This is a genomic window from Mucilaginibacter sp., assembly GCF_965200995.1.
In the GTDB taxonomy this organism is placed as follows: Bacteria; Bacteroidota; Bacteroidia; order Sphingobacteriales; family Sphingobacteriaceae; genus Mucilaginibacter.
Genome location: NZ_OZ241743.1, coordinates 180,039 through 204,737, shown reverse-complemented (window position 1 = coordinate 204,737; position 24,699 = coordinate 180,039). Strand labels below are relative to the sequence as shown.

Here is a 24,699-nt window from a genome sequence, read left to right as displayed (position 1 = left end):
AGTTTGCCTACTTTTGATTTGCCTGCAACTCCATGTACCGCCGCTGGTACTCGGCCTCGGTTTTGTTGAGCAGCAGCTTGGTGAGCACCCGCTCGTAGGGAAGGGCCAGCACCGCAGCCCAGCGGGTAACATCGCCCCCGGCCAGCGCATTTACCGTATTGATGTACTTAAACGGCTCAAACGCCCGGATGCCCGCCCTTACCTCCAGCGCTGCAGGAGCCGTGCCCAAAAGCCGGTTCTCGGTTTCGATAAGTTCGGATAGCGCAAAAAAAAATACTTGGCTATGGGCAGGGCTTCGGTAACCGGCAACTGTTCGATTTGTGCGGTAAAAGCTTCAGCTTCGTACTCGTTGTAAGCTTGGCCGCTAACAGGCACATAAAAGTACTGCGCCAGCACCTGGCTGCAGGCTTTTAATGAGGGATTAAAATGCTGCTGCCAGCCGGCCTCGCCATGCTGCTGTATGTGGCGTTTAATTTCCCCGGCAATCACCTCACGGGCGGCCATAAATGCCCCCGCCGGCTCTACCGAGAGGTTGCGTTTTACTCTCACCTTTACCGGCTTTTGGCTGATGGTGAAGGTAACCGTTTCGGGCAGGCGGTCGCTGTTGTACAGGTGGGTAATCTGCTGGGCTAATTGCAGTACCTGCTGGTTAAACACCTGCAGTTCATCAAAATTGCGCACCTGCTGCAAGGCTTCCAGCGGCTGGCCGGAGAGGATATGAATAGCCTCCAGATCGCTCAGCTGCTCTGCTGCCTGCAAGGCCATCAGTTGCCCCAGTTTTAATTCGCTCAATAGGGTAGGGATGCTTACCGGCAGTTTGCCGGTGGTAGTTTTCAGGGTTTTATGGATCATAGATTTAAAGGTAAAAACACCCCTCCCAACCCTCCCCGAAGGGGAGGGCTTTAATACTTTGCAAATCAATATGCTAATCGAAGCCCTCCCCTTCGGGGAGGGTTGGGAGGGGTGCGGTTTAAAGCATCCCGCTTACATCCGGGTGCTGCTCAAACTGCACCCGGTGCGGCAGGCGCGATTTACGCTCGCGCGAGGGTTGTGTGCCCAGGCGCATCAGGGCTACGTAGCGCAGCGGGTCTATCAGGTGGTTACTGTGGTCAACCGGCTGGTTCAGGCTGCGGCCCGAGGGGTCGGTGCGCCAGGTGTAACGGCTCAGTTCGCGCCGCAGGTTCACGCTGCTGCGGGTTACATGGAGGCGGTAGCGTTTCAGTATATCAATGGAGTGGTTGATGCTGCCCGGCGGCTTGGCTGCGCCTGTAATGTTCCAGCCCATGCGCTGCAGTTCCTCAATGGATTTAGGTTCGGCGCTGTCGGCCACCATCAGCGTATTCTTGCTGATGCCGGCCGCCTGGAGCCGGTGCGACAGGTCGGGGTTGGTGAGCAGGGTTTCGTACAATACTTCGTGCAGCCACAGTTCGCCGTTTTGCCGGTATACCTGCAGGCAGCCCGAGGGGTCGTTGGTGAAACCGAAATCCAGTCCGCAGGCCAGCAGGGTAGCATCAGGTGGTATATCATCGCAGAGTACCCAGTTGCTCAGTACCAGTCCGGAAATTTTACCGGTGAGGCCGCGGGCGTATACCTTCCAGCTTTCCTCGTCGTGCAGGCGCATGGCCTCAATTTTCTGGTGTACCTCAGGCTCCAAAAAAGGATTGTGCCGGTGGTCGGAAATAATGAGCTGTGTACCCGGCTGCCCCAGCACCTTATCGTGCACCCAAAAGGCGGCATTGGGGTTGTAATCAATAAAAACGCGCTTACGGGTGCGCAGGGCCAGCTCGGTATAAATGCTGTAATTAATACCGTTGGCTTCGTTCATAAATAAATAGTCGCGCTTGCCCGATTTGGCATCCTGCCAGTCGGTGTAGCTCTTAAATTCAATTACGGAGCCGTTTGTAAACTCAAACAGGCGGTCGGTTTTGTTAATACTTCTTATGCACTGCTGCAAGGCGGGCTGCTGATCGAAGATGTACTGCGCATCGCGCAAGGCCCCGGCCTTCAGGTTGGGTATGTCCTGCCCGGCAACAGTAATTACCTGCTTGGGCTGCTCCACCGCAAAGCAAAACAGCACCTGCAAGATTGCATACGTTTTACCCGAACTGGTGCCGCCCTGGTTAACCACCACCTGCGCCTGGCTGTAATAATTGTACCTGAACAACACAGAGGTACGAAGGATGGTATGTGGTTGGTGCATTGTTTAAGCAGGTGGTTCTAAGTTTACTTCCTGCTCTTTTGAAGCGGGAACAGGGCCGGCATCGTTAACTGTAACAGTCATGACCGTAGCAGTGTCATGAGCTGTTGCTTTTTCCAGCCAGCCCATGTTTTTCAGGGCGAAGATGGCCCCGGTGGAGGATTGGTAGTGCAGTTTCTTTTCATACTCAGCTTCTATTTTTAAGCGTGCCCGGCGGAGCAACCTAGTATATTTACTTCTTGCTGCGTGCGCTTCAAACGCCTTCCGGCTTTCAAAACCTAAAAAGTGGGCCAAGCCGCTCAGGGTAGGCGGTTCGGGCGGGCGCTCCCATACCTTTTGTTCCGTAGTTTCTTCGGTTACTGTTTTTAATGAGGCTTTAACCGGCACGGTTTCCAGGCGATATACGCCTTCGATATAAGTAAAGTAGTTTTTGATACAGGCAGCCAGCCCTTTTCCGTCTTGGAATTTAAAGGATTGGGTTTTCATGATGATATGTATAATATGCTTATTGGCATAAGCATGAGATAAATGTAGGTATAAATTTTGACAAATGCAAATTATTTTAGCATTCAGGGAGGCGGGGGGTGAGCGTATTATTTATTCATAGGTGTAACATCAGGGACGTACGGTAATCCAAAACAAAACCTCAAACATGAAATGTAAGTTATTTTTAAGTATGGCTGTTGCTGTTTTACTTTTTTCAACCCGGGTAAGCGCCCAGGCAGCAGATACCATCAGGCCCGGCAATCATAAGCTGCACCCCCGTTATTTAACTACCGGCTTAAAACAGTACCTGGTTTATTTTCAGGATGCCCATAGTCCTAAAATGCTCAGGCATTCCTTGTGGATGCGTAACGTAACTAAAACTATCCGTAATGGTAAGCCGGTGTTCGAAATTACACAGCATTGGTATTCGGGCGATACCGCTGGCTACCGTTATATTTATTCGGTGCAACGGCAGGATGATTTTCTACCCCTATACCATACTGAAACCATCGGCAGCAAAACCAAGGCCTACAACTGGTATGCCGACCGTATTGAAAGTGCAGACACCGTAGCAGGCAACCAGCAAAAGAACTTCAGCCTTAAGTTTACGCAGCCTACTTTTAACTGGAACCTGGATATTGAAACCTTCGAGATGCTGCCGCTGGCGGCCGGTAAAACCTTTGCCATCAGCTTTTACGATGCCGGCCTTACGCCGCCGGAGTATGAAACGCTTAGCGTGATTGGCAGCGAAGTGCTTACCACCCTAGACAACCAGAAAACCGGCTGCTGGCTGCTGCAAAAGAAAGGGCAGTACAAAGGAACAACCTATACCCAAACTTTCTGGATCAGCAAGCGCGGCCATGAGCTGCTGAAGGAGGAAGACAATTTAGGCGGAGGGCGCTATCGATACAAAGTAAAGCTGCCCGGCCTGGCGCCTGATGTGGTGAAGGCCTTTGCGGCCAGGTAATCATCTGGTCGAAGGTGCTAATATACCTCCTGTTTAATTTTGGGTAACCTGAATATATTTGCAAACTTTGCACTCCACTTAACACTACCATATGAGGCCAGGAGACAAAGTAGTATGCATCAATGACCGTATCGATCCGGATAAGGCGGAGGAGATACGCCGGGATTTTGAAATATGGATTACTAAAGACAAGGAATATACCCTGCGTGAGATATTAGATAACAACGGCATTGTAACCGGCGTACTGCTGGAGGAAGTGCATAACTTCCCCAAATTTTTTAAGCTGATTAACCGTTACCAGGAACCTGCCTTTGCCATCTGGCGTTTCCGCAAGCTTAATTATGCCACCAGTATCCAGGAGGAGGTACAGGAGGAAGAACTGGTACTTACCGAAGATGTGCCCGGCAGGCAGGAAGAAACACGCAAAGCAGAATAAATATTATAACTGATATTAATTAAGTTAGAAGCTGTTAAACCCGGCAGGCGGCTTAAACTTTTACTTCGCGTTATAATTAATTGCGGTATCTTTACCCGCTTTTAACCGAAACGGATGCTGTATTCTGATCACGCTTTTACTGATACACAGTTGCTCGATATTATTGCCCTTAGCCCGGCAGCAACGGCAATATACAGCGGTGATGATATTGTGATCCGTTTTGCCAACGAGGCCATGCTCGGCTTCTGGGGGCGCGATAAAAGCATCATCGGCCTGCCGCTGGCCACAGCCGTACCCGAATTGCAGGAGCAGCAATTTATAAACTTATTGCAGGGTGTATGGCATAGCGGTGAAACCTACCAGGCCAAAGGCGTTGCCGCCAGATTACTGGTTGATCATCAATTAAGCACCTACTACTTCGACTTTAAGTATGAGCCGCTTAAAAATGCCGAAGGCGCCGTATGGTGCATTTTGCATACCGCCAAGGATGTAACTGCCGAAGTTAACAGCCGCCATGCCTTACAACAGCACGACGAACGCCTGCAGCGCGTAGTAAATGAGATACCGGTAGCCATCGGCCTGCTTACAGGCGAAGATATGGTGATAGAGATGGCCAATGAGCCGCTGCTGCAAATGTGGCAGAAAACAGCCGGTGAGGTGTTTCACAAACCCTTTTTTGAAGTATTTACCAATCCTTATCAGCAAGATTATCCGCAGCTGTTAAAGCAGGTAATGGCTACCGGGCAGGCTTACCATAATGCGGAGGCAACTGTATATGTGCATACAGCTACAGGGCCGCAAAAATATGTGCTCAGCCTTGCCTACACGCCGTTTACCGATAGCGACGGCAAAGTAACTGCAATATTGCTAACGGCCATAGATATTACAGATAAGGTAGAAAACCGCAACAGTGTAAACCTGGCTACCGAGCAGTTTAAGCTGGCCATAGACTCTGCCGAGCTGGGCACCTGGACATTCCACTCAGAAAGCAGGGTGCTGATACCTTCGGGCCGGTTTAAAGAGCTTTACGGCTATTATGCCTACGAGGAAATGCCAGACAATGCCGCCCTTGACCAGATTGCTCCTGACTACCGCGATAAGGTGTGGGCTGCCATGAACGCTGCCTTTAAAAACAACGAAGATTTTAAAATTGATTTTCCTATACAGCGCGTACATGATAACCGGACGGTTTGGCTAAGGGCAACCGGAAAGCAGTATCAGGACAGTAACGGCAAAACTGAGCACATGTCGGGCGTTATTATTGACATTACCGACCAAAAGGAGCAGATAGCCCAGCAGAACGACTTTATTGCGATGGCCAGCCACGAGCTGAAAACGCCGGTAACCAGTATAAAGGGCCTGGCGCAGGTAGCCGAGCTGATGCTGCGTAAGGAAGGCAACTTTAAAATGGCCGATATGCTGTTCAAGCTGCAGGGCCAGGTGGGCCGCCTGGTTACCCTGATTGGCGATTTGCTGGATATAACCAAGCTACAGGCCGGTACGCTGCAGTTTAACGAAGAATACTTTGATTTTAATGCTATGGTGGCAGATACTGCGGAAGAAATGCAGCGCACCACCCATAAGCATGATCTCATCTGCAACCTTAACTTTCATGGCCAGGTATTTGGCGATAAGGAGCGTATAAGGCAGGTGATCATCAACTTTATATCAAATGCCATTAAATATTCGCCCGATGCCGACACTGTAATTATAAATACCTCCGTTAATTCGGGTTTTGCAGAGCTTTGGGTAAAGGATTTTGGCATCGGCATCGAGCGAAGACACTTGCAGCGCGTTTTTGATCAGTTTTACCGGGTAACCGGATCTTCCGAAAAGAAGTTTAAGGGCCTGGGCCTGGGCCTGTACATTTCCTCCACCATCATTCAGCGCTCGGGCGGCAAAATATGGGCCGATTCTGTAGTAGGCAATGGCTCTACCTTCTGTTTCTCGTTACCCGTAAAATAGTAAGGTGTTTTAGTAATCAGTTAATGCTTTGCATCATCTGCCGGAAGCGGAAGTGTAATGGTAAAGCGGCTAAACTCTTCATCTAATTCTTTACAGCTCAGTTTCAGGTGCTGTAATACTGTGTAGTTTTCGTGGTCACTGGCATCAATGTTAAGCAAATTTACCAGCGCCAGCACATTAGCGAAGGGGCGGCGCACCATGTGCGATTGTACGCTGGCAATATCGCGCATGGTGGAATTTAACATTTCAATATGCGCCTGTTTGTTTTGAAACTCGCTGATATCAAACCCCATAGCCACAATGTTCTGGGTGGTTTCGTCCAGCCTTAAATCCCATTGGGTTACGTAGTAGCCTTCGTGCCCGTCTTTTTTACGCAGGGTAACAGAATAAAAATTGCCGGGTTTGCTGCGGCACTCCATAGCGGCTGCGGCAAGCGGTTCAAAATCATCAGGATGGATAGTGTTGATGGCCGGCTTGCCCGTTACCGTGCCGAAGATGGTACGATACCGCGACGCAAAGCACTCGTTCAGGTAAATATACTGCCCATCGGGATTGATGCATACCAGGAAAAAGATATTGGAATGCTCAAAGCAGTTCTTAACATGATCAAAATTGAAACCAGGTGTTGTCATTTTCTACAGTTCATAAAACAGTAAATGTATAAATAAATTATGCATTAACCAGTTAAAATATTTGATCTGCAAATGTTATAAATATGAATAATATGCTATATGGCATAATTATATTGAAGTGATAGCTCATTTTCAATTAATTGTGTGAGTACAGCCTTGAGCGCTGCTTCCCGTGCCCATCGCTGCTCAACAGCAGTGGCATCCTGCTGGTACCATTTCAGCGGCTTGTTAATTTCAATGGTCGCAGCATGTAAGAACTGCTTGTCCGGGTGCATACAAGTGGCTTCATAAGTATTCAGTTTTTCTGTTCTGATCAGGGCGGCAAAATTTCGCAGGGAAATATGTAGTTCCAGGCACTCATCCAGCGAGTTTTTATAGTCCTGCTTATCTTCAAGCCATAAGGTTAAATGTGTGCCGGTAAACTCATAATCGGCAATGGCAATACGGTGGTAATGGTAGTCAACCGAAATAATGAGCCACCAAAGGTCTTGCTTGGTTTGTGGTGATAATTTAAACATAATGTGTTGAGGTATTAATAAAAAAGGTGATTGCTGCTCAGTACGAGCCGGGACAGAGATGTATACGAAAAAGGTAACCGGCTAAAATTTTGGCACCCAGCCGGGTTGATATTGTTGTATCGCACGGATCTCATGTTCGTATTTTTTACAGACCGTGAGGTACGCCCGGCGACGTAAACGATGCCGGTTTTGCCTGGGCAATACACGGCTGCTGCCAATAATTACTGACGGATGAATGTAGGCGATATGCATAATTAAGTTGATTGAGTGTAAGTGATTGTATGGGTTAGCTTAATTTATTTTTCACATATTTTTGGTTTTAGCATTAACCGGTGCCCGATAATTTAAAGCAGGCAGGTTTAATAAATTTGGTTAAATCAAATATAATGTATTTCTTTGAATTATTACAGAGCAAAATAAAGAAATTTCTGTAAAATATTCAACTGTTACTTTTCCACAATATCGTTAACCTATGGAAACCCGCCCCCGCATCTCAAAGATCAAGCACGTCAGGCCCGAAACACTGGAGTTTATTATTCTGTATAATCAACTGAAAGGCAGGGCATTTAGCAGCAATAGCGAACTGGCAGAAGTGCTGGGCTTTAATTCGCCCAGTTCAATTACCGAAATCATTAAAAGCCGCCAGAACATTGATCCTGACAAATTACAGACATTTAAGCACCGTTATCAGGGATTTCTGGAAAGCAAGGCAGCGGTACAGATAAATGTGCCTGTGCGCAATTTTGCTGGCATACCCATGTACGAGGTAACGGCCACCGCCTCTGGCGTAGAAGTGTATAACGATATTAATGATACCCGGCCGGTAGGGCACATGAATTTTCCGGGTATTGAAGATTGTGATTTTGCGTTGCCGGTTTGGGGCCACTCCATGTACCCTTACCTGGAAAACGGCTGTTGGGTAGCCCTTAAGATCATCCACGATAAAAAGATCTTGCCCGGTGAGGTCTATTATATTGAATGGGGCGACTACCGCATGTATAAGCGCCTGCTGGCCGGCGATAAGCCCGATGAGGTGATTGCCCACAGCGACAATACCACCGAGATGATAGACGGCAAATTGAAATATTCGCCCTTCACTATCAAAATATCAGAAATCAAAAAGCTGTGTTTGGTGAAGGATATACATAAGAAGCATAATCATTAACCATAAATTATTTCTGTCATATCTACCGAAGGGAGAAATCTTCTTCAGGCGGCTGGTCTGCGGCAGAAGATTTCTCCCTTCGGTAGAAATCACGTGGCGAGATTTTATTTAATATATTCGTAAATAACCAACCAACTTCATCCAGTATTTTGTTTTCATGAATAAATTTATCTTGCTATTAATATTAGGATTATGCTTTACCGGTTTCAAATTGAAAAGAGACCGAACCATTATCAGGGGTCATATAATAGAATCAGCAGGTGAAAATTTGGTTCAGGTTGAAGGCTTATCAATCATTCTTAAAAGTAGTAATCTGCCTTTAATTACAACCAGCGTAGGCAAAAATCACTACTTCATGGTAAGCTTAAAGAACGAGCCTCAAAAAACATTTGATGTTTTTTGCCAGGGTATAACATTAGATACGCTTTATTTGGGATCTGTAACAAATCCTGTAAACGATACCGTCGATGTTGCATTTTCAATTCCGGTGAAAATTAAGAAAAGTATACTTGGAAAAGTAATCTGTCCAAAATGTAACCACTCGAACAGTGTTTTATAAAATCAGGTATGGCGACGGATTACCAATTATGAGAAATATATCTGCCAAAGGAGATACAACCTACACCTCAATTTATAAAGGATATTATAACGAGGGAACGTGCATTGTACAAACTGCCAAATATTTTTGTAACAGAGATAAGATTAAGTTCTGATTTTTAGGCGAAGCCAAGATTAAAACTTCTTTAAGCGATCAAGATCCACCCGGACAAAAAAATTAAATTCATGTATTTATGGAAGATCAGCATACCCGGCATGATGCAGAAGCCAAACAGCTCATTATCTCGGATATAGAAAAATTTGGATGCCACCTTACGTTAATTGAGCCGGATAATTATTTGCCGGGCTTTGTGTATTCCATTGGGCTGTTTAAAAAATATAAGCATCCCGAAATTATTTGCTTTGGCTTGAAAACACAGGTAATGGCAGGTATCATCAACCACGCTTGTGATTTAATAAAGAGCGGTGAGGTGTTATCAGCTAATCAATTATACAGTGGCTTTCTGGAAGGTTATGACATACAACTTCTCGAAGTTGACAAAGCTTTTTATCCTGATTACTTAGGTTATGCCGGTTGGTTTTATAACACAAGTTTTGATTTTCCGGCTTTGCAACTCGTTTGGCCCGACAAGCAAAATAACTTTCCCTGGGATGAAAGTTTCAATCCCGAATGGCTTTTTAAACAGCCGCTTTTGGACAGAAGCACCGATTTTAAATTTTATGAAGAAAGAAATGCAGGTGTGTATACGACCAGGCAGGCGTTTGAGGGTGAACCCATACTGTATGTTTATCACAATGAAGACGGAGACTGGCAGTTTCATGCCAGTTTAGAGCCTGATTTAGCCGATGCAAAACTGGTATGCCTGGAAGAAATTACAAGGCTTGATCCGTCCATAAATGATATTTACCACTTGCAATACGGGTGGCATGCCTGGCGAAGTAATAAGGATGATGAGTGGCAATACGCAGAAGACATAAGGGATGATAGTATTGAGTAAGATTTTATATATTTAACAACGGTTAGTATGATTAGCTGCTTGTTGTAAAAGATATTTTAAGCTGAAATTTCACTCATCGCATAAGCCAAAATTTAACATCACTTTTTGAGGTAAAAACCACTTGAGCTTTAATCCTTCAATTTAATAAGCTGCTCAAGTGCTATTACGTCCAATTGATCTTTAGGCCGGTTAACCACCTTTTTATTGGCAATCAGCTGGTTAATATGCAGGAAGGGTATTTGTCCTTCATCAATGGCGGCAACCGATGCCATTTGCCTGCATTCATCAAAAGTATAGTTCTCAAGCCCTTTCATTTCAGTCAGTATATCTAAACTTAATCCATTGTTGAGGTGGAACTCCGTCCAGCCGGGCACAAACTGCATGTGTTCAATCATTGGATAATCACCCATCTGGCAGTTGATGAAAGCCTGGCGCAGGCACTGCCGGTTTAGCAGAGTATCTTTCAGCCAGATGTCTATATCGCCTGTAAACCGCTGATAGCCGTGCAGGTTGGTGGCAAAACCGCCCACCATAATATATTCAACCCGCTGCTCCTGCAAAGCCTTCCAGAAAAATAGTATTTCTTCGTCAAAAATATCCACTTACGGCTTACTGATAAACGGTTGATGGGTAATTACGGCCTTTTTCATGGCCATCTGTATTTTATACAGCCGGGTTGCCATCTCGAAGCGTTCTTTGTGGCTGCGCTTAAGTCCTGCTTTCAGCTGTTCCAGCTCCGCTTCGGTGAGTGTGTGCTTTGGCTCTGTCATATTTACTGCATTACTTCATTATCAAATTTAATGAAAAGCAGGCTGCTTACAAAACATAAGCAGGTAATGATTTTATAAATAATTATTAAACAACAAAGCCCCTAAAAGGGGCTTTTGTACTCAGAGCGGGAATCGAACCCGCACTCCTTTAACGGGAACAGGATTTTAAGTCCTGCGTGTCTACCAGTTCCACCATCTGAGCCGGTGTGGGTAACCATTTAAAAACAAATCCCTTCTTTACTAAAGCAGAGAAGGGATTGTGGAGCGAAAGACGAGATTCGAACTCGCGACCCCGACCTTGGCAAGGTCGTGCTCTACCAACTGAGCTACTTTCGCATTTTACGTTCCGGTTCGGCCTTCCAGCTGCCCCGTTCCGTTTTGGTGATGCAAATATAGAGCGGAAATCTGTTTCTGCAAATTATTTTTTCAAAAAATATGCAGGGTCAGGCTAACTGCTTGTCTTTCAAAACTTCATTAATCAAATCGTTTTCAAAGCCGCGGCTCATGGCGTATTGCTGTAGCTTGTACCGGCGTTTGTAAGGCTCACGCTCAATGATTTTGTCCGCTTTCTTTACCAACATCTGCTCCAGTACTTCCATGTACTTATCACCGTCAAGGCTTTGCAGCGCCTTGTTAATGAGTTTATCCGAAACCCGCTTCAGCTTCAGCCCCTGCTTTATCTTAATACGGCCCCAGTGGTTCTGGTTAAATTTTCCCAGGGCATACGCTTTGGCAAAACGTTCCTCATTCAAAAAGTTATCGCCAATCAGCCGGGTGATGATCTGCTCTGTTACCGAGGGGTATACGCCCCACTCATACAGTTTGCTGCGTACCTCCTGCTGAGAGCGCTCCTGGTAGGCGCAGTAGTGTTCGGCTTTGGCCTGTGCCCGTGCAGGGTCGGTTATTCGTTTCGGTTTAACCTCTTCATCCATTATTAAATATACGCAAAACTGCGCTTTTCTCAAAATAATAGCCAAATTCGTGCTATGCATTCGGGCAGGTACACCATCGGCTTAATTCAGCAAATCATCGGCGCAGGTGTTACATCCGGCCCCGAAACGCTTATTGATACCCTGCTTACCGACAGCCGCCGTATCAGTAACCCGGCCACCGCCTTATTTTTCGCCCTCAATGGCCGCCGGGACGGGCACACTTATCTGCATGAAGTGTATGCGGCCGGCGTACGGAATTTTGTGGTACAGCATCTGCCTGATGAAATACCGGCGGATGCCACATTTTTAATCGTGCCGGATGTGCTGGCGGCCTTACAGGCGCTGGCCGTTTACCACCGTAACCATTTCCAATTGCCGGTAATCGGCATTACGGGCAGCAATGGCAAAACCATTGTGAAGGAGTGGCTGCACCAGTTACTGAGTGCCGATTACCAGGTGATACGCAGCCCGAAAAGCTATAACTCGCAGATTGGCGTACCGCTCTTCGTATGGCAGATTGGCGGGGGCGACACGTTGGGCATATTTGAAGCCGGCATATCCACCGTGCAGGAAATGGCCCGGCTGGAGCCCATCATCCGGCCATCCATAGGCGTACTTACCCACATGGGCACAGCGCACGATGAAGGATTTATCTCGGCTGCGCAAAAGCTGAAAGAGAAATTACAGCTTTTTGCCCATTGCCAACTCATTGTCTATCAAAGTGAGGCATTGGCGGGGCAAACCGGACTGTTGCCTGCAGCGCGGCATTTTACCTGGAGCCGGCAGGCAGCCGGGGCAAAGGTGTTCATTACCAAACAATGGCAGGGGCAGGGGGAAACCCATCTGGAAGCTATGTATAACGAGGCGATGATCAGCTGCGTTATTCCTTACCAGGATGAAGCTTCGGTAGAAAATGCCATTACCTGCTGGGCGGTGCTGCTGGCCATGGGCTACATGCCTGCAGCTATAGCAAAGCGGTTACCTTACCTGCAGCCGGTTCGTATGCGGCTGGAGTTAAAAAACGGGCGCAATAACTGTTCGGTAATTGATGATTCCTATAATTCTGATCTGCAATCGCTCGAAATTGCGCTTAACTTTTTAACCCAGCAAAACCAGCATCCGGTTAAAACACTGATCTTGTCAGACATTCTGCAATCGGGCCTGCCCAATGAGGTTTTATATCAACAGGTGGCCGCTATGCTGCGGCAAAAAGGTATACAGCGTTTTATGGGTGTAGGCGTGCAGCTAAGTGCGCACCAAAGCCATTTTCAGGTACCTGATCAGTACTTCTATGCGACCACTGAGGCGCTGACCGACGACTTGCCCCGGCTGAATTTTCAGAATGAAAGCATCCTGATTAAGGGGGCGCGGATATTTCAGTTTCAGCGCATCAGCCGGGCGCTGGTACAAAAGGCGCACGGCACCGTACTGGAGATCAACCTGAATGCCATCATCCATAACCTGAATTATTACCGGTCGCGGTTGCAGCCGGGCGTTAAGCTGATGGCGATGGTAAAGGCATTCTCTTATGGCAGCGGTACGTTCGAGGTAGCCAATGTGCTGCAATACCAAAAGGCCGATTACCTGGCGGTAGCCTACATAGATGAAGGGGTAGCCCTGCGCCAGGCCGGCATCAGTTTACCCATCATGGTGCTCAATCCGGAACCTGCGGCGTTCGCTCAGCTGCTTGCCTGCCAACTGGAGCCGGAAATTTACAGTTTTACGCTGTTAAAGGAATTTTTAAGCCATTTATCGCCGGCACAGGAGCCATACCCAATACACATCAAGGTAGATACCGGTATGCACCGGCTGGGTTTTATACTAAGCGAACTGGATGAACTTTGTCAGCTATTGCAGCAGCATCCGGCGGTAAAAGTACAATCGGTATTCTCGCACCTGGTGGCCAGTGATGCCGCCGTTCATGATAATTTTACCCGGCAGCAGTTCGCCTGGTTTAAACAAGCCTGCGAAAAGCTGCAAAATACTTTAGGCTATCCTTTCATCCGCCACATCCTGAATACCTCGGGTATTAGCCGCTGGCCTGAAGCGCAGCTGGATATGGTACGGCTGGGCATTGGTTTGTATGGTATTGATGCAGCGGTACCCGCAGCTTCGGGCAATCTTCAGCCGGTTGCCACGCTTAAAACCAGTATATCGCAGCTCAAAACCATTAAACCCGGGGAAACGGTAGGCTACAACCGCAAGGGTATACTGCCTAAAGGCGGGCGCATTGCCACCGTGCGCATAGGTTATGCCGATGGCTACCTGCGCACCTTTGGTAACGGCGTAGGGCATTTACTGGTTAATGGCAAAGTTGCGCCAACCGTTGGCAACATTGCTATGGATATGTGCATGATAGATGTAAGCCATATAGAGGTGCAGGAAGGTGATGAAGCTATCATCTTCAACGAACAGCAAACGGTTGCAGATTTGGCGCAGCAAATTGGTACGATACCTTATGAAATACTAACCAATATTTCGCAACGTGTAAAAAGGGTATACTTTTATGAATAAAACCCGGTACCAATGAAAAAGCTTGCCCGTGCACTGATACGCTATTTTGTAAAGGGACTATTGGTAGTGGTGCCCTTAGGTGTGGCCTTCTTCCTCATCTACTGGGCAGTTGCGGGTATAGATAATGCGCTTAACATCAGTACTATACTTTGGGTAAATCCTAAAACCGGCAAACCTGTTTATATACCCGGTTTGGGCATATTCAGCGTATTGCTCGTCATACTTATTTCGGGTATCCTGCTCACCAATGTGGTTACTGATCCTATTAAGGGCTGGTTTAATCGCTGGCTCAACCGGTTGCCGCTATTCAAATTCCTGTATTCCTCGGTTAAGGATTTAACGGAGGCCTTTGTAGGCGAAGAAAAGAAGTTTAACGAGCCGGTACTGGTGCAGGTGAACGAGTTCGGTTTGAAGAAGATAGGTTTCCTCACCCAAAAGGATTTAAGCAGTTTAGGCCTGCCCGGCGAAGTGGCGGTTTATTTCCCGTATTCGTATTCTTTTGCCGGACAAGTGGTAATCGTGAGTGCTGACAAAATTACTCATCTCAACAAGAATGCCGCAGAGGTAATGAAATTCGTTATCTCAGGCGGTGTAAGCGGGCTGGAATAAGTTCATTGGTTCATTAGTCATTAGTTCATTGGGAACGCAATGTACAGCTTAAAAAATGCAGGATATTTAAATAAGTAAAACAACTCTTACTAAGCCAGCTTGCCTTAATGCACCAATGCACCAATGCCTAATCCGCCGTAATTACTTTTTGCCTGTTGATTTCCTTAAAGCTGCGGTAGGCCATAAAGGCGCTGATTAACATCATAACTGCGCTCAGCAGGTAGGGTGCACCCGGAAAATAGACCGGCGCTTTTTTGGCAGTAAAATAGGAAAATATACTGCTGAGCAACAAAGGCCCCACAATGGTACTTACGCTTACCAAACTGTTTAATGCACCCTGCAGTTCGCCCTGCTCGTTGGCGGCCACCTTGCTGGTAATCAGGCCCTGCAGTGCCGGGCTGGAGATGCCGCCCAGGCAATAAAAAATCATGTAGACATACATCTGCCACCCCTGGCTGGCAAAGGCAATCAGCCCCAAACCCAGTGCGTAAAACAGCAGGCCGACCACAATATTTTTCTGTTCGCCAAACTTTGGCAGTAAATACCGTATCAAACCACCCTGAATGCTCACCAGCAATACGCCGATATAAATACCCAGGCTGCTGATGCTGGCCAGCGACCAGTGAAATTTTTCGGTAAGGAAAAAGGATAGTACAAATTCCACCGCTTTTTGGGCAATGTATACCAGTGTGTAGGCGCCTACCAGCGTAGCAAACGCCGGATAGTGCCAGAGCTTTTTCAGGGACGATATAGGGTTGGCCTTTTTCCAGTCAAAGTTGCGCCGGTTTTCCGGCGGCAGCGATTCGGGCAGTACGAAAAATCCGTATATGGCATTAATCAGCGCCAGTGCGGCGGCGGCCATAAACGGAAATTTGATGTTCACCATACCTAAGTAGCCTCCTAAACCGATACCCAAAATAAAACCCAGGCCAGATGCTGCACCCACAAGTCCGAAGTTGGCCGACCGGTTGTGGCCGGTGCTGATGTCTGAAATATAGGCAGTGGCCGTAGTGGTACTGGCCCCGGCAATACCGGCAATGGTACGCCCGGCAAACAGCCACCACAAATCGGGCGCAAAGGCCATAAACAGGTAATCGATGCCGAAACCTACTAATGAGAATAAGAGTATCGGCCTGCGGCCGTATTTATCGCTGAGGTTGCCTAACGCCGGTGAGAACAGAAACTGCATAGCCGCATAGGTAAAGGTAAGGTAACCGCTGTATTGTGCGGCAACGCTTACATTAATGTGGCCCAGGGTTTCCAGCAGCTTGGGTAATACAGGTAAAATAATACCCAGGCCCAGCACATCTACAAAAATGGTAACGAAGATAAAGCCAAGCGCAGCTTTATGCTTGGATGCCGAAGGTTGCTCCATACGGTTATACAAATTAGGGCAGGATTTAAATGTTTTTAGGATAATGTAATTTTAATGCGACTAAATGCTGCTTTGTTTAGTCACGGAAATTTTCGTACGTCTGAAGTTTCGCACGGCAAGTGCAGTACTCACAATCATTAATACCGCACCCATTAAAAACGGTGCGCCCGGAAACTGCACCGGCGCTTTAGGGCCGGTAAACCAGGCGAACAGCGTAGTCATCAGCGGCGGGCCGATAATGGAGGTAACGCTGATCAGGCTGGTAAGGCCCCCCTGCAATTCGCCCTGTTCGGTGTCGGGCACCTCATTGCTGATCAATCCCTGCAGTGCCGGCCCTGCAATACCGCCCAGGCAGTAGGGGATCAGGAAAACGAACATCATCCAGCTCTGGCTGGCAAAGGCAAACAGCAATAATCCTATCGTATAAAAGGTAAACCCCAGCACAATGCTTCTCTTCTGGCCAAACTTTGGAATTACAATCCGGATAAGCAGCCCCTGCACCAGGCCCGACAGCAAGCCTACAAATCCCAGCGAATAGCCTACCAGGTCTTCCGACCATTTAAAGCGCAGCATGGTGAAAAATGTCCAGGTGCTTTGCACCGCATGGGCCGCTATGTAAATCAGTATCAGTGAAACCACGAGTCCGGCGATGGACGGGTATTTCTTCAGTTGCCGGAGCGAGCCGAGCGGGTTGGCACGTTTCCATTCAAAAGGCCGGCGCTTTTCGGGCGCTAAGGATTCGGGTAAGATGAAGTACCCGTACATGGCATTTAAAAAAGCCAGGCCCGCTGCCGTTAAAAACGGAATCTGTACGCCATAGCGCCCCAATACACCACCCAATACCGGGCCAATGATGAAACCAATACCAAAAGCGGCGCCTAAGATACCAAAGTTTTGCGCCCGGTTCTCAGGCGTGCTTACATCAGCAATATAAGCAGATGCGGTGGTAAAGCTGGCGCCTGTGATGCCGGCGATAACCCGGCCTAAAAACAGCCAGCCAATACTGGGTGCAAACGCCAGGAACAGGTAATCTATACTAAAGCCCAGTAATGAACCTAACAGGATAGGCCGCCGGCCGTACTTATCACTTAAGTTGCCCAGCAACGGAGAAAATAAAAACTGCATCACCGAGTAGGCAAACAGCAGCCAGCCGCCATAGCGCGAAGCATCGCTCAGGTTGCCGTGTATCAGGTGTTCAATCAGTTTAGGGAAAACCGGGATGATGATGCCGAAGCCAATCACATCAATCAATATCGTAACAAAAATAAATCCCAGCGCAGCTTTAGGTTTGGTGGTGGCAGGTTGCTCCATAGCTGCAAATTAACAAATTGATTTTCATTGCGTAATGAATTGTAATTTAAATATTAGTTACTAACTTGACTCAAAATTAGTTAGCTTATGAAAAAAACCTGCCTGTTACTTGCTTTGCCAGCCTTTATGGCAGCACAAAGCGCCATGGCGCAAACGTATGCACATTTAAAGCTGTCTACAGAGCATCCCGCCGCCGGTAAGCCAATAACATTTACTTACAATACGGCTGGTACAAACCTGGCCGGTAAGCCGGATGTACAAGGCATGGTATATTACATTGATGGCAAAAACTTTCCTGCAAGTGATTTAATTTTTAAGAGAGAAGCAGGGGTATATAAAGCAACAACGGTTGTGCCTGTTACCGCCAAAGCTTTTTTTGTAAAGTTGAGCGCTGATGAGGAGATAGATAATAACGATGGTGCTGGTTATCTGTATAAAATATACAGTAACGGCAAGCCGGTGCCCGGAGCTGATGCTTCTGAGGCCTTAATATTGACAAACGGATTAGGAACTGTTTATGCTAAAATTAAGCGGAACCCAATCAAGGCGTATGATTTATATAACGCTGAATTTAAGGCTCATCCGCAAAGTTATAAAGAGTTTCAAGCGGATTACATTACGCTACTGGTTAATTCTAAAAACCAGCAACTCAAGACAACGGGTGAAGGGAAATTGCCGATGCTGATTAATTCGAACAATGAAAATGATGTGTTGACAGCGTCATCTCTTTTGCGTTCATTAAACCACAAGGCCAAAGCCGATTCCTTAGATCAGGTAATAATCCAGCGTTTTCCTGTAGGCATCAAGAAAAAGATTACGTTGATCGCCGCCTTTAACAAAGAACAGGATTTAGCTAAAAAGGAAGTTTTATATAGCGATTTTCTGAAAGCTTATCCTGAAAATGTTGACAACTGGGAATTTAGTTATGATAACATGCGCCTGCAGATGATGCAGGCTTATATTAAAGCAGGTAACAAACAACAGTTCGACTACTATGCAGCACGAATGACAAATAAGTCTTATTTAGCAGGAAATTTAAATTCAATTGCCTGGGACATGGCAAAAAAAGGCGAACGCCTGGACGAAGCTGCACAAATTTCCAAACAGTCGCTGGATATTGAACAGCAACTGATTGCCCATCCAAAAGCATCTGCATACACCTCTTTAGGTGAGGTGAAAAAAGGTGCCCAAGAAGGTTATGGTAGCTTTGCCGACACTTATGCCTACATCTTGGCAAAGCAGGGTAAATATGCAGATGCATTAAAATACGAGCAACCGGTATACGAGCATCGTAAAGGCTTAGACCCCGACATCAACGAAAACTACGCAATGATGCTTATAGGTGCAGGCGACCATGCCAAAGCGCAGAAGGTAATTGAAGGTAGTTTAAAAGCGGGTAAAAGTTCACCAGCATTGGAAGAGCAGCTCAAAACCACTTACCTGAAAGTTAAGGGTAATGATAAGGGTTACGATAGCTATCTGGCTTCCTTAAAATCTACCATGCAGGACAAGCAGCGGGCCGATTTGATGAAGGAAATGGTTAACCAACCAGCACCACAGTTTGCATTAAAAGACTTCAGCGGAAACACCGTTTCTTTAGCCAGCTTGAAGGGCAAAGTTGTGGTAGTAGACTTTTGGGCTACCTGGTGCGGTCCCTGCAAGGCTTCCTTTCCCGGTATGCAGATGGCTGTGAATAAATATAAGGATAACCCTGATGTGAAATTTGTGTTCATTGATACCTGGGAGAACGGCGACAATTACCAGGACGGTGTAAAGAAATTTATTGCCGATAACAACTACACTTTCCATGTGCTAATGGATGAGAAGGGCGAGGATAGCCGCCAGTCTAAAGTGGTAAGCCAGTTTAAGGTAGATGGTATTCCTACCAAGTTTATAATCGATCAGAATGGCAACATCCGCTTCAAACACGTTGGTTTCTCCGGCACTGCCGAAAGCGTAATGGGCGAAGTAAGCGCCATGATTGACCTATTGCAGAAACCGCAGGGCATGGCCACTGCCAAAGCAGAAGAGTAAGCAATTACCTTAAATAACCTTCACAAAAAAGCGATAATATATATATTATCGCTTTTTTGTGAGTCAACCTTTTACAACCTGTCATTTCGACCGCAGGGAGAAATCTTCTGCCGTATACCGGCTGCTTGAAGAAGATTTCTCCCTACGGTCGAAATGACAGAATTATTTAGGTGTATAAACTTTGTCATTGCGGGCGATAGCGTGGCAACCGCATGCTATACAGGGCGAGCCATACCTCCGTGCGATTGCTTCGTTCTTTGCAATGACAAAAACTATAAATATCTGTAGATTAAAAGTTCGGTTTCAGTAAATACTTGTCATAAAACTTAAAGATATGCTCCACGGCTTCTTCGGCGGTATCTACTACGCGGTACAGGTTCAGGTCGTCGGGGCTGATGTTGCGCTCTGTGTTGAGCATGGTTTCTTCTACCCATTTGAACAGGCCGCCCCAATAGGAGGTGCCTACAAACACGATAGGGAAGCGGGCAATCTTGCCGGTTTGTATCAGGGTGATGGCTTCAAATACTTCGTCCATGGTACCAAAGCCGCCGGGCATCACAATGAAGCCCTGCGAGTACTTCATAAACATTACCTTGCGGATAAAGAAGTAATCAAACTCCAGCAGTTTATCACGGTCGATATATTTATTATGAAATTGCTCGAACGGCAGTTCAATATTTAAGCCTACCGATTTGCCGCCGGCCTCGTAAGCGCCTTTGTTGGCCGCTTCCATAATGCCGGGCCCACCGCCCGATATTACGCCGTAGCCGCGCTCGGTGAGCAGGCGGGCGGCATCTTCAGCTAATTTATAATAGGGATTATCATTATGCGTACGCGCCGAGCCGAAGATGGATACGCAGGGGCCTATCTTAGCCAGCTTCTCAAAGCCGTCTACAAACTCGGCCATGATTTTGAAGATCTGCCAGGAGTCGGTTACCTTTATTTCGTGCCAGTCCTTGTTCTGAAAGGCTTGTCTGATTTTTTCTTCACCAGTCATGGTTATTTTTCTGTAAGTATATATTCGGTTTATAGGGCCGCTACCCGGCTTTTGGCCTTCGAGGTAAGCAGCAAACCGGCAAAGGTAATCAATCCGTTTACAATGATAAGCTCGTTATCAAAAACATAGCCGCCCAGCCATTCTTTTGAGGAGGTGCTGAGCACATAACATACCGCAGGCGAAATGAGGCAGATCAGGGGTACCAGCCGGTCGTTCACCTGCCGGCTGCTCATAAACAGGCCAAAGCTGTACAGGCCCAGCAATGGCCCGTAGGTGTAGGAAGCTACCTTGAAAATGGCGCTCACCACCGCATCATTATTAATGGCGTTAAACAGCAGAATGGTGATCAGCATCAGCCCCGAAAAAAAGATATGCACATAATGCCGGGTACGCACCATAGCCGGTGTGTTGGTGTCTTTACGTTTGTTAAAGTTTAAAAAGTCGACGCAAAAAGAAGTGGTTAACGCCGTAAGCGCCGAATCGGTAGTGGCGAAGGTAGCTGCCGTTAAACCCAGCATAAAAACAATGGCAGGCACTACCCCTAAATATTTTAAGGCAATGGTAGGGTAGAGGTAATCGGTTTTCTCCACCTTTATGCCTTTGTTGGCGGCGTAGATGTAAAGCAGCGCGCCCACACTCAGAAAGAAGATGTTGATGATGACGAACACCGTAGTAAAGCTGAACATATTCTTCTGCGCCTCGCTGATGTTCTTGCAGCTCAGGTTTTTTTGCATCAGATCCTGGTCTAAGCCCGTCATGGCAATGGTAATGAACATGCCGCCCAGAAACTCTTTGCCGAAATGCAGCTTGCTGCTCAGAAAATCGTTGAAGAAGAATATCTGCGAATAGCTGCTGTTCTTAATGGCCTCGGCAGCCTCGAAAACACTGAAATTAAGACTACGGCAAATGAAGAAGATGGATAAAAATACCGACGAAACCAGGAAAAGCGTTTGCAGGCTGTCCGTAACAATAATAGTTTTTAAGCCGCCTTTAAACGTGTACGACCAGATGAGTACCAAACAGAGCAGCACCGTTACCGCAAAGGGGATATGGTAACTATCAAAAATGAATTTCTGCAACACGATTACCACCAGGTACAGCCGGAAGGCCGAGCCGATGGTGCGGCTGAGTAAAAAGATAGCTGCCGCCGTTTTATAGCTCCAGGTGCCTAAAGCGCTTTCAATATAACTGTAAATAGAGGTGAGCTGCATACGGTAATACAAAGGCAGTAAAACCGTAGCGATAATAACAAACCCCGCCGCATTGCCCAGCACGAACTGGAAGTAGGCAAACTGGTCGCCGCTGGGGGCGCCTACCTTGCCGGGTACCGAAATAAAGGTTACCCCGCTCAGTGCCGTACCAATCATCCCAAAGGCCACCAGGTACCATTTGGAGTTACGGTTGGCTACAAAAAAGGTATCGTTATCGGCGGAGTTTTTTGAGGTGAGATAGGAGATGGCAATCAGCACCAGGAAATAGCCGATGATGAAAAGGAGCAGTACAGCTGGCGACATAGTTGAAATGGTTGTAAACAAGACTAATTTTCACTTTGTCATTGCGAGGTACGAAGCAATCTCGTCGTAAATATAGTGAACAAGCATAGCTACGAGATTGCTTCGTACCTCGCAATGACAAATTGTGAGATTAGCTTAACGCAAGGTAATAATATAAATCAATTTCAAAGCGCCGTTTACTTACCTAATCACCCGCTTGCTTACACTACACTGACCCATTTTAAGGCGCGTTTTTTGTATATTTACGGTATGAATTTTTCTTCCAAGCTGTTAGAAAATGCGGTGTTCGAGTTCTCTAAATTGCCGGGTATCGGCCAGAAAACAGCATTGCGGCTGGTGCTGCACCTGCTGGATCAGGACAAGGCCGATGTGGAGCGTTTCAGTACCTCGGTAAATAAGCTGCGCAACGAGATACAGCACTGCCGCACCTGCCTTAATATATCCGATCATACCCTGTGCGATATCTGCGCTTCTCATAAGCGCAACCACCAAACCATTTGCGTAGTGGAGGATACACGCGATGTAATGGCCATAGAGAATACAAATCAGTACAATGGGGTGTACCATGTACTGGGCGGCCTTATCTCGCCGATGGACGGTATCGGCCCAACCGACCTTGAAATTGACTCTTTAATAGCCCGGATCAGGGCCGGTGAGGTGAAAGAAGTGATTTTTGCCCTCAGTGCCACTATGGAGGGCGACACTACCATCTTTTATTTACACAAAAAGCTAAAAGATTTTAACATCAGCATATCCATCATAGCCCGTGGCATAGCCTTTGGAGGAGAATTGGAGTATGTGGATGAGATTACCCTGGGGCGGTCTATCACTACCCGCATTCCTTACGAAAACACGCTGGCTAAGTAGATTATGAAACTTTCTGTTGTATTGGTAAATTGTGATGAGAGGCGCTTATTAAAGCAATCGCTGGCTGCAATACTTACTTCATCGCCGGCAACAGAAACTGAGGTTATTGTGCTGGACAATGCCTCTGCCGATCATTCGGCAGACATGATCAAAGCAGATTTTCCTGAAGTGCAATTAATAGAAAATTCACAACGGGAAGGCTATACCAGGGCAGCCAATCAAGCCCTGTTGTCGGCTAAAGGCGAGTATGTACTGCTGCTGAACCCTGCCATAGTTGTAGGCACTGATACCCTGCAGAAAACAGTTGCCTTTATGGATGACCATACACAAACCGGCGCCCTTGGTGTGCGGATGATTAATGCCAGCGGTCATTTTTTGCCCGAATCCAAACACGGGTTGCCCCATGCCTGGGCGAAATTTTTTAAATACCTGTTTTTATTCCGGTTCTTCCCCAAACTTCGCGCTAACCATCACCAGTCTTTCTCCGGATGGACGGAGGAGTTTGACAGCGCCGAGGTAGATGTGCTTTGCCGGAATTTTATACTGTTCCGCAAATCGGTATTGGTTAAGGCCGGATTTTTTGACGAGCGTTTCGTTCATTACGGGCAGGATATTGACCTGTCCTACCGTATACGCATGGCCGGGTACAAAAATTACTATTTTGCCAAAACGCATGTGGTAAATTATCAGCATTCAACAACCAATAAATTAAGCTGGAGTTACCTGAAAAACTTTTATGGTGCAATGTTTACCTTTGCCGCTAAATATTTATTCAGGATGCCGGCCCTTAGTTTAGGAACTGCGAAGCCGGTACCGGCTTCGTTATGAGTTTGAAAGATAAGGTTGTAATTGTTACCGGCGCTTCTTCGGGCATCGGCAAAGCGCTGGCCTTTGAGCTGGCCAAAAAAGGCGCTACGCTGGTACTGGCCGCCCGGCAATATGTTACCCTTTGCGAAATTACCCGGCAATTAGAAAAGCAGTTTGGCATTAAGGCTTTAGCCGTGCAATGCGATGTAAGCGCAGAGGAAGACTGTGCGCATCTCATTAAACAAACCCTGCTTACATTCAAACGTATTGATGTGCTGATCAATAACGCAGGTATCTCCATGCGGGCCTTGTTCAAAGATTTGGATTTGCAGGTGCTTAAAAACCTGATGGATGTAAATTTTTGGGGTACGGTTTACTGTACCAAATATGCCCTGCCCGAATTGCTGAAAGCAAAAGGAAGTGTGGTAGGGGTATCTTCCATTGCAGGCTATAAGGGCCTACCGGGCCGTACAGGTTATTCGGCCTCAAAATTTGCCATGAACGGCTTTCTGGATTCTTTACGGGTAGAGAACCTGAAAACCGGCCTGCACGTGCTCACCGCCTGCCCGGGCTTTACGGCTTCCAATATCCGCAACACGGCACTGAACAAGGATGCCGTGCAGCAGGGCGAAAGCAGCCTGGATGAAGGCAAGATGATGAGCGCCGAAGAAGTAGCCAAACAAATCATTCAGGGTATTGAAAACCGCAGCCGCACGCTGGTTATGACCGGCCAAGGCAAGCTGACAGTGTTGCTGAATAAACTGATTCCTGCACGCTTGGATAAATTGGTTTACAATGTATTTGCTAAGGAGAAAGACCCGTTATTAAAGTAGAATATCTTATATTTAGATTATGAGAGGTATTAATTACATCACTGATGAAAATGGAAATAAATCTGCTGTTGTGATAGATATGCAGACCTATGCAGAACAGATTGAAGACTTTTTAGATGGAATTGAAGCCTCACAACGTGTTGCAGAACCACATGAGGACTATAAGGTCGTGATGGAAAGAATCATCAACGCCAAACTGAGCGGCGAATGAGTT

The 24,699-nt window shown here is 46.9% G+C and carries 26 protein-coding genes and 2 tRNA genes; 13 read left to right on the top strand and 15 right to left on the bottom strand.

Annotated features, from left to right (window positions below; genetic code table 11):
• Positions 1 to 7: 7 nt before the first annotated feature.
• The 4 genes from ACY652_RS01030 to ACY652_RS01015 all read right to left on the bottom strand — a co-directional run bounded on the left by ACY652_RS01030 (position 8) and on the right by ACY652_RS01015 (position 2,683).
• Positions 8 to 229 carry a hypothetical protein gene (locus ACY652_RS01030; RefSeq protein ID WP_462266065.1) on the bottom strand — a complete coding sequence of 74 codons (222 nt, stop codon included), beginning with the start codon at positions 227 to 229 and terminating at the stop codon, positions 8 to 10.
• Entirely contained in the window at positions 199 to 852 is a 654-nt protein-coding gene (locus tag ACY652_RS01025; protein ID WP_462266064.1) for a hypothetical protein, read from the bottom strand. Before ACY652_RS01025 ends, ACY652_RS01030 begins: the two co-directional genes overlap by 31 nt.
• A 118-nt stretch (positions 853 to 970) precedes the next feature.
• Positions 971 to 2,200, bottom strand: a complete 1,230-nt coding sequence (locus ACY652_RS01020; protein ID WP_462266063.1) for a PBSX family phage terminase large subunit — start codon at positions 2,198 to 2,200, stop codon at positions 971 to 973.
• Positions 2,201 to 2,203: 3 nt separating this feature from the next.
• On the bottom strand, positions 2,204 to 2,683 hold the full coding sequence (locus ACY652_RS01015; protein WP_462266062.1) for a terminase small subunit: 480 nt from the start codon (positions 2,681 to 2,683) through the stop codon (positions 2,204 to 2,206).
• Between the two features lie 190 nt (positions 2,684 to 2,873).
• Here ACY652_RS01015 and ACY652_RS01010 point away from each other — a divergent pair, with 190 nt between their 5' ends.
• From ACY652_RS01010 to ACY652_RS01000, 3 genes are all read left to right on the top strand, one after another.
• The gene (locus ACY652_RS01010; protein WP_462266061.1) at positions 2,874 to 3,650 is read left to right on the top strand and encodes a DUF3108 domain-containing protein; all 777 of its coding nucleotides are present in this window, start codon (positions 2,874 to 2,876) and stop codon (positions 3,648 to 3,650) included.
• Positions 3,651 to 3,741: 91 nt separating this feature from the next.
• Positions 3,742 to 4,086, top strand: a complete 345-nt coding sequence (locus tag ACY652_RS01005) for a hypothetical protein (protein ID WP_462266060.1) — start codon at positions 3,742 to 3,744, stop codon at positions 4,084 to 4,086.
• A 114-nt stretch (positions 4,087 to 4,200) separates the two neighbouring features.
• Positions 4,201 to 6,051: a PAS domain-containing protein gene (locus ACY652_RS01000; RefSeq protein ID WP_462266059.1), complete on the top strand. Its 1,851-nt coding sequence runs from the start codon at positions 4,201 to 4,203 to the stop codon at positions 6,049 to 6,051.
• 20 nt (positions 6,052 to 6,071) lie between these two features.
• On the opposite strand, the gene ACY652_RS00995 is transcribed toward ACY652_RS01000, so the two are convergent.
• Entirely contained in the window at positions 6,072 to 6,683 is a 612-nt protein-coding gene (locus ACY652_RS00995; protein WP_462266058.1) for a hypothetical protein, read from the bottom strand.
• Positions 6,684 to 6,778: 95 nt separating this feature from the next.
• Positions 6,779 to 7,201: a hypothetical protein gene (locus ACY652_RS00990; protein ID WP_462266057.1), complete on the bottom strand. Its 423-nt coding sequence runs from the start codon at positions 7,199 to 7,201 to the stop codon at positions 6,779 to 6,781.
• Between the two features lie 472 nt (positions 7,202 to 7,673).
• On the opposite strand from ACY652_RS00990, the gene ACY652_RS00985 reads away from it, so the two are divergent.
• From ACY652_RS00985 to ACY652_RS00975, 3 genes are all read left to right on the top strand, one after another.
• Positions 7,674 to 8,366: a S24 family peptidase gene (locus tag ACY652_RS00985; protein ID WP_462266056.1), complete on the top strand. Its 693-nt coding sequence runs from the start codon at positions 7,674 to 7,676 to the stop codon at positions 8,364 to 8,366.
• Between the two features lie 157 nt (positions 8,367 to 8,523).
• A complete protein-coding gene (locus ACY652_RS00980; protein ID WP_462266055.1) occupies positions 8,524 to 8,925 on the top strand; it encodes a hypothetical protein in 402 nt (133 codons plus the stop codon).
• A gap of 232 nt (positions 8,926 to 9,157) precedes the next feature.
• The gene (locus ACY652_RS00975) at positions 9,158 to 9,922 is read left to right on the top strand and encodes a DUF4262 domain-containing protein (RefSeq protein ID WP_462266054.1); all 765 of its coding nucleotides are present in this window, start codon (positions 9,158 to 9,160) and stop codon (positions 9,920 to 9,922) included.
• A gap of 128 nt (positions 9,923 to 10,050) precedes the next feature.
• Here ACY652_RS00975 and ACY652_RS00970 read toward each other — a convergent pair whose 3' ends face one another.
• The 5 genes from ACY652_RS00970 to ACY652_RS00950 all read right to left on the bottom strand — a co-directional run bounded on the left by ACY652_RS00970 (position 10,051) and on the right by ACY652_RS00950 (position 11,624).
• A complete protein-coding gene (locus tag ACY652_RS00970) occupies positions 10,051 to 10,524 on the bottom strand; it encodes a hypothetical protein (RefSeq protein WP_462266053.1) in 474 nt (157 codons plus the stop codon).
• Positions 10,525 to 10,692, bottom strand: coding sequence for a hypothetical protein (locus ACY652_RS00965; RefSeq protein ID WP_462266052.1), 168 nt, complete (start codon positions 10,690 to 10,692; stop codon positions 10,525 to 10,527).
• 117 nt (positions 10,693 to 10,809) lie between these two features.
• Positions 10,810 to 10,894: transfer RNA gene (locus tag ACY652_RS00960), tRNA-Leu, on the bottom strand.
• Between the two features lie 58 nt (positions 10,895 to 10,952).
• Positions 10,953 to 11,028: transfer RNA gene (locus tag ACY652_RS00955), tRNA-Gly, on the bottom strand.
• Between the two features lie 107 nt (positions 11,029 to 11,135).
• Positions 11,136 to 11,624: a regulatory protein RecX gene (locus tag ACY652_RS00950; RefSeq protein WP_462266051.1), complete on the bottom strand. Its 489-nt coding sequence runs from the start codon at positions 11,622 to 11,624 to the stop codon at positions 11,136 to 11,138.
• Positions 11,625 to 11,678: 54 nt separating this feature from the next.
• Here ACY652_RS00950 and ACY652_RS00945 point away from each other — a divergent pair, with 54 nt between their 5' ends.
• A complete protein-coding gene (locus ACY652_RS00945; RefSeq protein WP_462266050.1) occupies positions 11,679 to 14,138 on the top strand; it encodes a bifunctional UDP-N-acetylmuramoyl-tripeptide:D-alanyl-D-alanine ligase/alanine racemase in 2,460 nt (819 codons plus the stop codon).
• 12 nt (positions 14,139 to 14,150) lie between these two features.
• Positions 14,151 to 14,747 (top strand): DUF502 domain-containing protein, encoded by a 597-nt coding sequence (locus tag ACY652_RS00940; RefSeq protein ID WP_462266049.1) that lies wholly within the window; start codon positions 14,151 to 14,153, stop codon positions 14,745 to 14,747.
• A gap of 127 nt (positions 14,748 to 14,874) precedes the next feature.
• Here ACY652_RS00940 and ACY652_RS00935 read toward each other — a convergent pair whose 3' ends face one another.
• Both ACY652_RS00935 and ACY652_RS00930 read right to left on the bottom strand, forming a co-directional pair.
• Complete coding sequence (locus tag ACY652_RS00935; RefSeq protein WP_462266048.1) at positions 14,875 to 16,122, bottom strand: TCR/Tet family MFS transporter; 1,248 nt, start codon at positions 16,120 to 16,122, stop codon at positions 14,875 to 14,877.
• Between the two features lie 60 nt (positions 16,123 to 16,182).
• The gene (locus ACY652_RS00930) at positions 16,183 to 17,433 is read right to left on the bottom strand and encodes a TCR/Tet family MFS transporter (protein WP_462266047.1); all 1,251 of its coding nucleotides are present in this window, start codon (positions 17,431 to 17,433) and stop codon (positions 16,183 to 16,185) included.
• Positions 17,434 to 17,520: 87 nt separating this feature from the next.
• Between ACY652_RS00930 and ACY652_RS00925 the strand changes: the two genes are divergently transcribed.
• A complete protein-coding gene (locus ACY652_RS00925) occupies positions 17,521 to 19,467 on the top strand; it encodes a redoxin domain-containing protein (RefSeq protein ID WP_462266046.1) in 1,947 nt (648 codons plus the stop codon).
• Positions 19,468 to 19,756: 289 nt separating this feature from the next.
• On the opposite strand, the gene ACY652_RS00920 is transcribed toward ACY652_RS00925, so the two are convergent.
• Both ACY652_RS00920 and ACY652_RS00915 read right to left on the bottom strand, forming a co-directional pair.
• The gene (locus ACY652_RS00920; protein ID WP_462266045.1) at positions 19,757 to 20,464 is read right to left on the bottom strand and encodes an LOG family protein; all 708 of its coding nucleotides are present in this window, start codon (positions 20,462 to 20,464) and stop codon (positions 19,757 to 19,759) included.
• Between the two features lie 29 nt (positions 20,465 to 20,493).
• A complete protein-coding gene (locus ACY652_RS00915; protein ID WP_462266044.1) occupies positions 20,494 to 21,978 on the bottom strand; it encodes a sodium:solute symporter in 1,485 nt (494 codons plus the stop codon).
• Positions 21,979 to 22,227: 249 nt separating this feature from the next.
• Here ACY652_RS00915 and recR point away from each other — a divergent pair, with 249 nt between their 5' ends.
• From recR to ACY652_RS00895, 4 genes are read left to right on the top strand one after another with little or no spacing between them, the layout of a single operon-like run.
• Positions 22,228 to 22,845, top strand: a complete 618-nt coding sequence (gene recR / locus ACY652_RS00910; RefSeq protein WP_462266043.1) for a recombination mediator RecR — start codon at positions 22,228 to 22,230, stop codon at positions 22,843 to 22,845.
• A 3-nt stretch (positions 22,846 to 22,848) separates the two neighbouring features.
• Positions 22,849 to 23,673, top strand: a complete 825-nt coding sequence (locus tag ACY652_RS00905; protein ID WP_462266042.1) for a glycosyltransferase — start codon at positions 22,849 to 22,851, stop codon at positions 23,671 to 23,673.
• Positions 23,670 to 24,485 (top strand): SDR family oxidoreductase, encoded by an 816-nt coding sequence (locus ACY652_RS00900; RefSeq protein ID WP_462266041.1) that lies wholly within the window; start codon positions 23,670 to 23,672, stop codon positions 24,483 to 24,485. Before ACY652_RS00905 ends, ACY652_RS00900 begins: the two co-directional genes overlap by 4 nt.
• A gap of 19 nt (positions 24,486 to 24,504) precedes the next feature.
• Positions 24,505 to 24,696 carry a hypothetical protein gene (locus ACY652_RS00895; protein WP_462266040.1) on the top strand — a complete coding sequence of 64 codons (192 nt, stop codon included), beginning with the start codon at positions 24,505 to 24,507 and terminating at the stop codon, positions 24,694 to 24,696.
• Positions 24,697 to 24,699 lie beyond the last annotated feature (3 nt).